Raw genomic sequence first — 12,078 nt, 5'->3', positions numbered from 1 at the left:
GAACAAGTAAAAATACAAAGCACTACGATTGGCCCTCATGTACTCATTAATGGGGAAGAGGGCCCTTTTCTCCCAATAATGACGTGATGTAATTATGGAACAGACTTTTTTTGCCAAGGCAGGGCGAATCACCGACGCCATTGAAGAGACGTTAATTGCGTTCTTTCTTGGCGCGATGACGTTGCTGACGTTTGCCAATGTGATTTTTCGCTATGTCTTCAACGACAATATTCTTTGGGCGCTGGAACTGACGGTGTTCATGTTCGCATGGATGGTGTTGGTTGGTGCATCTTATGGTGTGAAGAAGCATTTTCACATTGGTGTCGATGTCATTATCAATATGGTGTCTGAGCCTAAACGAAAAATCCTCGCACTGCTCGCAGCCGCTGGTTGCTTAGCGTTTTCCATTCTGCTTTTAGTTGGCTCCTGGAACTACTGGTATCCGTTTGTTACCGAGCGAGCGTGGTATGAGACCGACGATATTCCGATGCCAGAGATGTTTCAGTTTCTCGCCGACTGGCTCAATGAAGGTGAGCGCTACGAGAAGCTGCCTCGCTTCATTCCTTACTTTGCTTTGCCCCTTGGTATGGCGCTACTCACTTTCCGTTTTGTGCAAATCACTTGGCAGATCGCAACAGGCAAACTGGATCGCTTGATTGCAGGCCATGAAGCAGAGGAAGAGTTAGAAGCGTTAAAAGAAGAACTCAGTGAAGCCGCAGATGCGATTCCGAATGGTTCTTCATCATCAGATCGCAAGGAGCAATAAATCATGGATATTTTGTTTTTATTCTTGATGGTGATTGGCTTCATGCTGATCGGTGTGCCAATTGCTGTCTCGCTGGGTCTTTCCAGTATTCTTTTCTTACTAATGCACTCGGATGCGTCTTTGGCTTCCGTTGCCCAAACACTGTTTAATGCGTTTGCTGGCCACTACACTTTGTTAGCGATTCCCTTCTTTATTTTGGCCTCAAGCTTTATGTCTACCGGTGGCGTTGCTAAGCGTATTATCCGCTTTGCAATTGCTATTGTCGGTTGGTTCCGCGGCGGTTTAGCTATGGCATCGGTCGTGGCATGTATGATGTTTGCTGCGCTATCGGGGTCATCCCCTGCAACCGTAGTGGCGATTGGTAGCATCGTTATCGCTGGTATGATCAAGAATGGTTACTCGAAAGAGTTTGCTGCGGGTGTTATCTGTAATGCGGGTACGCTGGGCATTTTGATCCCACCTTCGATCGTGATGGTGGTGTATGCCGCTGCAACGGACGTGTCGGTTGGGCGCATGTTCCTTGGTGGCGTCATTCCGGGCTTGCTGGCGGGTGTGATGTTGATGATTGCGATTTACATTGCCGCGAGAATCAAGAACCTGCCAAAACAACCTTTCGTCGGCTGGAAAGAAACGTTCGATGCCGCCAAAGACGCAAGCTGGGGTTTATTGCTGGTGGTGATCATCCTTGGTGGTATCTACGGTGGTATCTTTACGCCGACAGAAGCTGCTGCGGTGGCTGCGGTGTATTCATTCTTCATTGCTAACTTTGTCTACAAAGACATGGGGCCATTTGCCGACAAGCAGAATACCAAGCCTGCATTGGTTAAGATCTTCCAAACTTTTGTTCATAAAGATACCAAGCATACGCTTTATGAAGCAGGCAAACTGACCATCATGCTGTTGTTCATCATTGCTAATGCCTTGATTCTTAAGCACGTGCTTACCGAAGAACGCATCCCGCAAATGATCACCGAATCTATGCTGTCAGCGGGTCTTGGGCCGATTACCTTCTTAATAGTGGTTAACGTGTTGCTGCTGATTGGCGGTCAGTTCATGGAACCGTCTGGCTTGCTCATTATCGTCGCGCCGTTGGTGTTCCCAATCGCGATTGCACTGGGTATTGATCCGATCCACCTTGGCATCATGATGGTGGTGAACATGGAGATAGGCATGATAACGCCACCTGTAGGACTCAACTTGTTTGTGACCGCAGGGGTAGCGAAGATGTCGATGATGAATGTGGTGAAAGCGGCACTGCCATGGGTGGCGGTGATGTTCCTCTTCCTCATTATCGTAACGTACGTGCCTTGGGTATCCACTTGGTTACCAACGACATTGATGGGACCAGAAATCATCACCAAGTAGTGAAATAGCAAGTAAATCTAATTTACTGTCGATGAAAACAAAAAGAGGTGTGACTATTCACACCTCTTCGTCTATTGATTTGTAGGTAGGTCTGCGCGGGTCAGGCTTTACTCTACGCTCGTAACCATGCCACTTCTTTTTGTTCTTACGCCGGTCTTCTCCCGAACGCCTCTCTTCTTGATAATGCCCATCGATCATCACGGTATCGGTGATAACTGGGATTCTAATTTTCTCTGTCATATCCGTATGAACCATCAATCCGTTGTTACAAAAAGTATGATTCAAGTTGGATATAACGACAAACCGTAAACGGCGTTTTATTTATATAGATCCTTATCTATCTGATAGCGTTGCATTTTGTCGTACAGGGTTTTTCGAGGCACGTTCAATTGTTCCATGGTTTGTTTGATACTGCCGCTGTTCTCTAGTAATGCGCTTTCTATCGCGGCTTTTTCAAATTCTGCCACTTGTTCAGCAAGGCTAGATGAAGATGGTGAGGTCGAGGCGGTATCTCCCAATTGGATTAATTTACCTAGTAGGACAAACCGTTCAGCCGCATTTCGTAGTTCGCGCACATTACCCGGCCAATCATGCGCCATTAATTGAGCCAAATCTTGTGAGGAGAGGCTAGGAGAGGTTTTGCCGTAACGAGACGCGGCAACCAATAAAAAGTGATGGAACAGCGCAGGAATATCCTCTTTACGCTGGCGCATTGGTGGTAGATCGAGCGTGACCACATTAAGGCGATAATAGAGATCCTGACGAAATGCACCTTCCTCTGCGGCTTGTTTTAAGTCGACCTTGGTTGCGGCAATGACGCGAATATCCAACGGCAGCAATTCGTTGGAGCCAACACGCTCAATCACTCTTTCTTGAAGCACCCGTAGCAAGCGGATTTGTGCCTGAATCGGCATCGATTCAATTTCATCCAAAAACAGTGTGCCGCCCTGAGCAAATTCAAACTTACCAATTCGGCGACTTTCTGCTCCAGTAAACGCACCTTTCTCGTGCCCGTACAACTCGCTCTCAATCAGGTTTTCCGGCACGGCGCCGCAGTTTACGGCGACAAAGTTATGGTTGCGACGAGCGCTTTGCTCATGCAATGAACGGGCAATCAGCTCTTTACCTGTGCCAGTTTCTCCAAACAGCAAGATATCCGCATCGGTATCGGCAATGTGAGTGATAGTTTCACGCAGCATTTGTATACTCGCGGTTTCGCCAATGATTCGCGGACCAAGGGTTTTACTGGCTTTGAGTGACTGGCGCAGTTTTTCATTTTCATTGGTGAGTTTGCGCTTCTCGATTGCCCGCTTAACGGTTTCTACCAAATGTTCTGGCGCAAAAGGTTTCTCAATAAAGTCGTAAGCGCCTTGATGGAGGGCTTGCACTGCCATAGAAATATCACCATGTCCGGTGATCATGATGACGGGTAGGTGTGAATCGCGCTGAGTGAGTGTGGTCAGCAAATCCATACCAGAAATGCCCGGCAAACAGATATCGGTGACCACGACGCCAACTTCTTCGCCTTGCTGCATGGCAATTAAAGCCGATTCTGCATCCGGGAAAAACTTGGCATCGATGTCCGCCAGTTCAAAGGTTTGCTCGATGGCGAGTCTGAGATCGGCTTCGTCGTCAATAAAAAACACCTGACACATGGTCTCATCCTTCTGGTTGTGCGGCGATTGGTGAAACAATAGGTAAGCAGAGTGAGAATCGAGCACCGCCTTGTTCTCGATTCTGAGCGCTTAATTTGCCGTTCATTCCGGCTAAGATTTGTTGTGAGATAGAAAGCCCCAACCCCAAGCCGTTTTGTTTGTTGGTGAGGAAAGGTTCACACAGTTCTGAAAGTGTAAAATCGCCAAGTCCTGTGCCGTTGTCATCCACATGAATCCAGACGAGTTTGGCCTCGCTGTCTTGCTCTACGGATAGCATAACTTGCTTGTCGTCATGCTCCTTAAGCGCCTCTATCGCATTGGTGAGCAAGTTTACTAACACTTGTTCTAACTGGATGGTATTGATCTGCACTTCTACATCCTGCTCTAGCAAATTCGTTTCCAAGGTTACGCGAGCTGATTTTAGCGCTGGCTTCATCAATTCTTTTACTGAAGCGATAACCGGTAAAAGATGAGTGTGTACCAATTCATTGCCACTGGTTTTCTTGGCGAATGAGCGCAACTGCTGACTGATGTTCGCCATCCGGTCGGTAAGGGCAGAGATGCGAGTGAGGTTGTCCTCGACACGTTCGAACTTTCCTTTTTCTAGGAACAATTTGCCGTTCTCAGCAAAACTGCGAATAGCTGCTAACGGGTTGTTGAGCTCATGGCTGATGCTGGCTGACATTTGCCCCAACACCGCCAATTTCGCTGCTTGCACCAATTCATCTTGAGTTAGGCGAAGGGTTTGTTCCGTTTCAATCCGTTGAGCAATCTCTGCTTGTAACTCGGCCGTTCGAGCCATCACTTGATATTCCAGCTTTTGATTGGCTTCTTGTTGAATCCGTTCAAGTTGAAGGTGACGCTGTTGGCGGTGATAGACAAGTTGACCAACCAAAAACAACACAGTGAAGACAAGCGTCAAGACGAGCAAATAGCCCATCGTTATCCAAACCACGGACTGCTTTGGAGACAATACTCGAATCGTGAGTTTGAGATCTTTCAAAGGAAGAGAAGAGATCACCAAGGTACCTTTGTTGTATGGGTAGCCTTGCTTCGCCTCTGTGTGGGTTAACTCCATGTCGCCAACAAAACCTAGAGATTCAATCGTGGTATCTAAATACTGGCGACTGGCCCAAACTTCAGCAGCTTTTGGTTCGTCGAGTGGCTGTAAGCTTTTGAAAAGCCAATCACTACGACTGCTCATAAAAATAATGCCGTTTGGGTCACTCGCGACAAAGATGCTTTTCGGCTGCTGCCAATTGTCTTCTATCTTGCTCAAATCCATTTTGACTACAACGACGCCTAAAACGCCTCCCGCATACACAAGAGGATAGGAATAGTAATAGCCTCGCTTTCCTGAGGTAGAACCCAGTGCATAGTATTCCGCTCGCTGACCAATAATCGCCTGTTTGAAGTAAGGGCGGAAAGCGAAGTTGCGGCCAATAAACGAACGCTCTTTACGCCAGTTACTTGCTGCGATCGTTGTGCCCCATTTGTCGATCAAATAAGTGTCCGCTGCAGCAATAACATCATTGACGGACTCTAAGTACCGATTAGTGATTTCTAGCTGTGCACTGTTGTTCGGATTGAGCAGCGCTTCAACCAAAGGTTCGTCTTTTGAAAGTAGGTGAGGGATGTGGGCGTACTTGTCTAACTTGTTTTGAATGTGGCTAGAAAAACGTTCCAATTGGGATTGGTGTTTATCGAGCAAGGACTGGTAGCTGGCATTCCAAACCCAATGTCCGCCGGCGAACGCGCAAAGGAAATAGAAGGCGAAAAAAATCAGTAGAATACGGTTTCTTTGCGACATCCTTACGCTCCTTGCTACCTTCCCTTTTACCACATAAGAAAATGTTAATGGTTTGTAGGAATGAATAGGGATTTAGTTTCCAACTCTGTGGAGTAAAACAAGAGCAAGATCTCTTTTTAGGCTTTTCAATAAAAAAAGCTGTCGATTCTCTTGAAAAAGTCGCTATTGTCCCCATTCTAGATATGCTGGCAGCGTTGAAGCGGCATTCAAATCGCATTTTTCGCTATTTTTTGAGTCGGTATTCGAGAATTTAGCGCAGACAATGTCCACATAGTGGCTATTGGCTCGACAGGGTTGCGACAGATCGCTAGAATGTCGCGTCTAAAAATTCTGTCCTGAGGCTAATAGGAGATACCTTTGGTGATGACGCCGAAGATATCACTGATTAGTCCGGTGTTGAGATTCAGCATCGATACTCGATTTTAAATTAGGTGTTCGGACAGGACACTACACAAGGATGAAGCGTGAACTCACAGAGTCTCGCTCATACGCTCGGGAAGACCGGGCCACTTTAGAGGTTTATATATAATGCAAGTTACTGTTGAAACGCTAGAAGGCCTAGAGCGCCGTCTAAACATTACTGTTCCAGCTGCAAACATCGAAGACGCTGTAACAGCTGAACTACGCAACATCGCTAAAAACCGTCGTTTCGATGGTTTCCGTAAGGGTAAAGTGCCTCTAAAAATGGTTGCTAAGATGTACGGCAAAGCAGTACGTCAAGACGTTCTTGGTGAAGTTATGCAACGTCACTTCATCGAAGCGATCGTAAAAGAGAAAATCAACCCAGCTGGCGCACCAACTTTCGCTCCAGTTGAAAACAACGAAGGCGCAGATCTAGTATTCACTGCAACTTTCGAAGTTTACCCAGAAGTTGAACTAAAAGGCCTAGACAGCATCACTGTTGAAAAACCAACAACAGAAGTTAACGATGCAGACGTAGAAGAGATGATCGAAACTCTACGTAAGCAACAAGCTACTTGGGCAGAAGTTGAAGAAGCTGCAGAAGCTGGTAAGCGCGTAAGCATCGACTTCGTTGGTTCTATCGACGGTGAAGAGTTCGAAGGCGGTAAAGCTGAGAACTTCCCACTAGAAATGGGCGCTGGTCGCATGATCCCAGGTTTCGAAGACGGTATCGAAGGTAAAACTAAAGGTATGGAATTCGAAATCGACGTAAACTTCCCAGAAGATTACCACGCTGAAAACCTAAAAGGTAAAGCAGCTAAGTTCGCAATCAAAATGAACAAAGTTGAAGCTCGTGAACTACCAGAACTAAACGACGAATTCGTTTCTAAGTTCGGTGTTGCTGAAGGTGGCGTTGAAGCACTTAAAGCTGAAGTTCGTAAGAACATGGAGCGCGAACTTAAGCAAGCTGTTAAGAACCGCATCAAAGAGCAAGCTATCGACGGTCTAGTTGAGCAAAACGAAATCGACGTACCAGCTGCACTTATCGACCAAGAAATCCAAGTTCTTCGTCAACAAGCTTCTCAACGCTTCGGTGGCAACCCAGAAGCAGCTGCACAGCTTCCACGTGAACTGTTCGAAGAGCAAGCTAAACGTCGCGTTGTAGTTGGTCTTCTTCTAGGTGAAGTAATCAAGTCTGAAGAGCTAAAAGCTGACGACGAGAAAGTTAAAGCGCTAATCGAAGAGATGGCAACAGCTTACGAAGATCCATCAGAAGTTATTGCTTACTACGAGCAAAACGAGCAAATGATGAACAACATGCGTAACGTTGCTCTAGAAGAGCAAGCAATCGACGCGATCATCGCTAAAGCACAGGTTACTGAGAAAGAAGTAAGCTTCAACGAGCTACTTAACCAACAACCTGCTGCTTAATAAGCAATATCTTGCGTAGAAGGTTGACTTAACGTCGACTATTCTGCTAACAATGGTCCGTATGATACACATCATCCGGGCCATTTATTTTAGGGACATAAGAATATGAGCTACCAAGAAAAAAATGCAATGTCGCCAATTATTGACGCGCTAGTGCCAATGGTGGTTGAACAAACTTCCCGCGGCGAACGCTCTTACGACATTTACTCACGCTTGCTTAAAGAGCGCGTGATCTTTTTAACCGGTCAAGTGGAAGACCACATGGCAAACCTTGTCGTGGCTCAGCTACTTTTCCTAGAATCTGAAAATCCAGATAAAGATATTTTCCTATACATCAACTCACCAGGCGGCAGCGTAACAGCAGGTATGTCTATTTACGACACCATGCAGTTCATCAAGCCAAATGTGAGCACAGTATGTATGGGTCAAGCTTGCTCAATGGGTGCGTTCCTGCTTGCAGGTGGTGCGCCGGGTAAGCGTTACGTTCTGCCTAACTCACGTGTGATGATCCACCAACCACTTGGTGGCTTCCAAGGTCAAGCTTCTGATATCCAAATCCATGCTCAGGAAATCCTGACCATCAAGCAGAAGCTAAACAACCTATTGGCAGAGCATACAGGCCAGCCTCTTGAAGTGATTGAACGCGATACTGATCGTGATAACTTCATGTCGGCAGATCAGGCTGTAGAATACGGTATTGTGGATGCAGTGTTGAGCCACCGCGGCGAGTAATTTAGCCAGCGCATTTTGGCTAAATTTGATATACACTCATTCATAAAGAGTAAAGGCTAAGAGGTTAGCGAATGACAGATAAAAGCAAAGAAAGCGGCAGCGGCAAATTGCTGTACTGCTCTTTCTGTGGCAAAAGTCAGCACGAAGTTCGCAAGCTAATCGCAGGTCCGTCAGTTTACATTTGCGACGAGTGTGTCGACTTATGTAACGATATCATTCGCGAAGAAATCAAGGATGTTCTCCCTAAGAAAGAATCTGAAGCGTTACCAACGCCAAAACAGATCCGTGAACACCTTGATGACTATGTGATCGGACAAGATTACGCGAAAAAAGTGCTCGCAGTTGCGGTATATAACCACTACAAGCGTTTACGCAATGGTGATACAACGAGCGAAGGTGTGGAGCTTGGTAAGAGTAACATCCTTCTAATTGGTCCAACGGGTAGTGGTAAAACTCTGCTTGCTGAGACGCTAGCTCGATTCTTGGATGTGCCATTTACAATGGCCGACGCTACCACACTAACCGAAGCTGGTTACGTAGGTGAAGACGTTGAAAACATCATCCAGAAGCTTCTGCAAAAATGTGATTACGATGTAGCGAAGGCTGAACGCGGCATTGTATACATTGACGAAATTGACAAGATTTCTCGTAAAGCTGAAAACCCATCTATTACGCGTGACGTATCTGGTGAAGGTGTTCAGCAGGCGCTACTAAAACTTATCGAAGGTACGGTTGCATCGGTTCCACCACAAGGTGGTCGTAAGCATCCACAGCAAGAATTCCTACAAGTGGACACGTCTAAGATCCTGTTCATCTGTGGTGGTGCATTTGCTGGCCTAGATAAAGTGATTGAACAGCGTGTAGCGACAGGCACAGGTATTGGTTTTGGCGCAGAAGTGCGCTCTAAGAACGAAACCAAAACAGTCGGTGAACTATTTACTCAGGTAGAGCCTGAAGATCTAGTGAAATACGGCTTGATCCCTGAGTTTATCGGTCGTCTACCAGTAACAACAACACTGACAGAGCTTGATGAAGAAGCGCTAATTCAGATCCTATGTGAACCGAAGAACGCACTGACCAAGCAATACGCAGCATTGTTCGAACTAGAAGACGCTGAACTTGAGTTCCGTGAAGACGCGCTACGTGCTATCGCTAAGAAAGCAATGGAGCGTAAAACGGGTGCTCGTGGTCTACGCTCAATCTTAGAAAGCGTTCTGCTAGAAACCATGTATGAACTGCCATCAGCGACGGACGTAAGTAAAGTCGTGATTGATGAATCAGTGATTAACGGTGAATCAGAACCATTGCTCATTTACAGCAACGCCGACAATCAGGCCGCTGGAGCAGAATAAATTCAGCCATGAATAGAAAGGAGGTAAGTAATTACCTCCTTTTTTTATTTCTCTTATTGAATCCAAATAATTAGACCCCATATACTGCCTTAAGTAATACGTTAAACGTGAAAGCGGAAGAGAGAATTATATGAACTTGGAACGTTCCGAGCGTATCGAGATCCCGGTATTACCTCTACGTGACGTAGTGGTCTACCCACACATGGTTATTCCATTGTTTGTTGGTCGTGAAAAATCGATTAGCTGTCTAGAAACAGCGATGGAAACAAACAAACAAGTTCTGCTTGTGGCACAAAAGCAAGCGGACACTGATGAGCCGACGGTTGACGACCTATTTGAAGTAGGTACGGTTGCAACCATCCTCCAACTTCTTAAGCTACCTGACGGCACGGTTAAAGTGCTGGTTGAAGGTCAGCAACGCGCGAAGATCAACCACTTTAAAGAAAGCGAATTCTTCCTTGCTGAGGCAGAGTTTGTGGTAACGCCTGAACTTGAAGAGCGTGAGCAAGAAGTGATTGTTCGCAGCGCTATCAACCAATTTGAAGGCTTCATCAAGCTAAACAAAAAGATCCCGCCAGAAGTGCTCACTTCGCTAAGCGGTATTGACGAAGCGGCGCGCCTAGCAGATACCATTGCAGCGCACATGCCTCTTAAGCTTGTAGACAAACAACAAGTACTTGAAATCATCGATGTAACTGAGCGTCTAGAGTTCCTAATGGGCCAGATGGAATCAGAGATCGATCTTCTTCAAGTTGAGAAACGCATCCGCGGTCGTGTTAAGAAGCAGATGGAAAAATCTCAGCGCGAGTACTACCTGAATGAGCAAATGAAAGCGATTCAGAAAGAACTTGGCGAGATGGAAGATGCTCCTGACGAGTTCGAGACACTGAAGCAAAAGATTGAAGAATCTAAAATGCCTCAGGATGCGCGTGAAAAGACAGAACAAGAGCTGCAAAAGCTTAAGATGATGTCTCCAATGTCTGCAGAAGCGACAGTGGTACGCAGCTACATCGATTGGATGGTGAGCGTGCCTTGGAACAAGCGTTCTAAAGTGAAGAAGAACCTTGCGAAAGCGGAAGAGATTCTGAACGAAGACCACTACGGCCTAGAACGCGTTAAAGAACGTATTCTTGAGTACTTAGCGGTACAAAACCGTATCAACAAACTGAAAGGTCCAATCCTTTGTCTTGTTGGTCCTCCTGGTGTTGGTAAAACATCGCTAGGTCGTTCTATTGCAGCGGCAACGGGTCGTAAGTACACGCGTATGGCACTAGGTGGTGTACGTGATGAAGCTGAAATCCGCGGTCACCGTCGTACATACATTGGTTCGCTACCAGGCAAACTTATTCAGAAGATGTCGAAAGTAGGCGTGAAAAACCCATTGTTCCTTCTGGATGAAATCGACAAGATGTCTTCAGACATGCGTGGCGATCCGTCTTCAGCACTGCTTGAAGTTCTAGACCCAGAACAAAACAACGCGTTTAACGACCATTACCTAGAGGTCGATTACGACCTATCTGACGTAATGTTCGTTGCGACGTCTAACTCGATGGATATTCCAGGTCCTCTACTAGACCGTATGGAAGTGATTCGTCTGTCTGGTTACACAGAAGACGAGAAACTAAACATCGCAAAACGTCACCTTGTTGATAAACAAGTTAAGCGTAATGGTCTGAAACCAAACGAAATTACCATCGAAGATTCTGCAATCATCGGTATCATTCGTTACTACACGCGTGAAGCGGGTGTACGTAGCCTAGAGCGCGAGATTTCTAAGATCTGTCGTAAAGCAGTGAAAAACATCCTGCTGGATACGAGCTTGAAGTCAGTGACAGTTACGATGGAAAACCTAAAAGAATACTTAGGTGTTCAACGTCATGATTTCGGTAAAGCGGATGACAGCAACCGTATCGGTCAAGTAACTGGTCTAGCTTGGACACAAGTGGGCGGTGACCTTCTTACGATCGAAACGGAAGCTATGCCGGGTAAAGGTAAGCTAACGCAAACCGGTTCTCTTGGCGATGTTATGAAAGAGTCTATCCAAGCAGCAATGACGGTTGTTCGTTCACGTGCCGAGAAACTGGGTATCAACTCAGACTTCTACGAGAAACGTGATATCCACGTACACGTACCGGAAGGTGCTACACCAAAAGACGGCCCAAGTGCGGGTATCGCAATGTGTACAGCACTGGTTTCTAGCTTGACAGGTAACCCTGTAAAAGCAGAAGTGGGCATGACAGGTGAGATTACGCTACGTGGTGAAGTTCTACCTATCGGTGGTCTAAAAGAGAAGTTACTTGCGGCACACCGTGGTGGCATCAAAACTGTACTGATTCCGAAGGACAATGAGCGCGATTTGGAAGAGATTCCAGAAAATGTTATCGCGGATCTGCAGGTTATCCCAGTACAGTGGATCGACGAAGTTCTTAAAGTTGCACTAGAGCGAGACCCGACAGGCGTTGAGTTTGAGTCTCAAAAATAGTGATGTGCAGCAAAAATAAGTAAAACTTTACGCTGATAGGCCTAAAAAGGCTTGTCAGCGTTTTTTTTGGACGCTAAGTTAAG

9 protein-coding genes and 1 pseudogene are annotated in these 12,078 nt (G+C 46.2%); 7 read left to right on the top strand and 3 right to left on the bottom strand.

Annotated elements, in window-relative coordinates; genetic code table 11:
- The first annotated feature begins 94 nt into the window (after window positions 1-94).
- The gene (locus tag ATB78_RS19400; protein WP_039841497.1) at window positions 95-766 is read left to right on the top strand and encodes a TRAP transporter small permease; all 672 of its coding nucleotides are present in this window, start codon (window positions 95-97) and stop codon (window positions 764-766) included.
- Between the two features lie 3 nt (window positions 767-769).
- Entirely contained in the window at window positions 770-2,131 is a 1,362-nt protein-coding gene (locus ATB78_RS19395; RefSeq protein ID WP_005437607.1) for a TRAP transporter large permease, read from the top strand.
- Between the two features lie 57 nt (window positions 2,132-2,188).
- Here the strand turns inward: ATB78_RS19395 and ATB78_RS30135 are convergent, their stop codons facing one another.
- From ATB78_RS30135 to ATB78_RS19380, 3 genes are all read right to left on the bottom strand, one after another.
- A complete protein-coding gene (locus tag ATB78_RS30135) occupies window positions 2,189-2,371 on the bottom strand; it encodes a hypothetical protein (protein ID WP_020196008.1) in 183 nt (60 codons plus the stop codon).
- 77 nt (window positions 2,372-2,448) lie between these two features.
- Window positions 2,449-3,786: a sigma-54 dependent transcriptional regulator gene (locus tag ATB78_RS19385; protein WP_061009961.1), complete on the bottom strand. Its 1,338-nt coding sequence runs from the start codon at window positions 3,784-3,786 to the stop codon at window positions 2,449-2,451.
- 4 nt (window positions 3,787-3,790) lie between these two features.
- Window positions 3,791-5,596 (bottom strand): ATP-binding protein, encoded by a 1,806-nt coding sequence (locus ATB78_RS19380; RefSeq protein ID WP_061009959.1) that lies wholly within the window; start codon window positions 5,594-5,596, stop codon window positions 3,791-3,793.
- 41 nt (window positions 5,597-5,637) lie between these two features.
- Between ATB78_RS19380 and ATB78_RS30315 the strand changes: the two are divergent.
- From ATB78_RS30315 to lon, 5 genes and pseudogenes are all read left to right on the top strand, one after another.
- Window positions 5,638-5,850: pseudogene (locus ATB78_RS30315) on the top strand (hypothetical protein).
- A gap of 274 nt (window positions 5,851-6,124) precedes the next feature.
- The gene (tig, locus tag ATB78_RS19375) at window positions 6,125-7,429 is read left to right on the top strand and encodes a trigger factor (RefSeq protein ID WP_061009957.1); all 1,305 of its coding nucleotides are present in this window, start codon (window positions 6,125-6,127) and stop codon (window positions 7,427-7,429) included.
- 105 nt (window positions 7,430-7,534) lie between these two features.
- Window positions 7,535-8,161 (top strand): ATP-dependent Clp endopeptidase proteolytic subunit ClpP, encoded by a 627-nt coding sequence (clpP, locus tag ATB78_RS19370; protein WP_005430931.1) that lies wholly within the window; start codon window positions 7,535-7,537, stop codon window positions 8,159-8,161.
- Between the two features lie 71 nt (window positions 8,162-8,232).
- Complete coding sequence (clpX, locus tag ATB78_RS19365) at window positions 8,233-9,513, top strand: ATP-dependent protease ATP-binding subunit ClpX (RefSeq protein ID WP_005430932.1); 1,281 nt, start codon at window positions 8,233-8,235, stop codon at window positions 9,511-9,513.
- Between the two features lie 130 nt (window positions 9,514-9,643).
- Window positions 9,644-11,995, top strand: a complete 2,352-nt coding sequence (gene lon, locus ATB78_RS19360; protein WP_005437599.1) for an endopeptidase La — start codon at window positions 9,644-9,646, stop codon at window positions 11,993-11,995.
- Window positions 11,996-12,078: the final 83 nt, after the last annotated feature.

The sequence above is a fragment of the Vibrio sp. CUB2 genome (assembly GCF_001557945.1).
Classification (GTDB): domain Bacteria; phylum Pseudomonadota; class Gammaproteobacteria; order Enterobacterales; family Vibrionaceae; genus Vibrio; species Vibrio owensii.
This window is presented reverse-complemented; position numbering and strand designations above follow the sequence as displayed.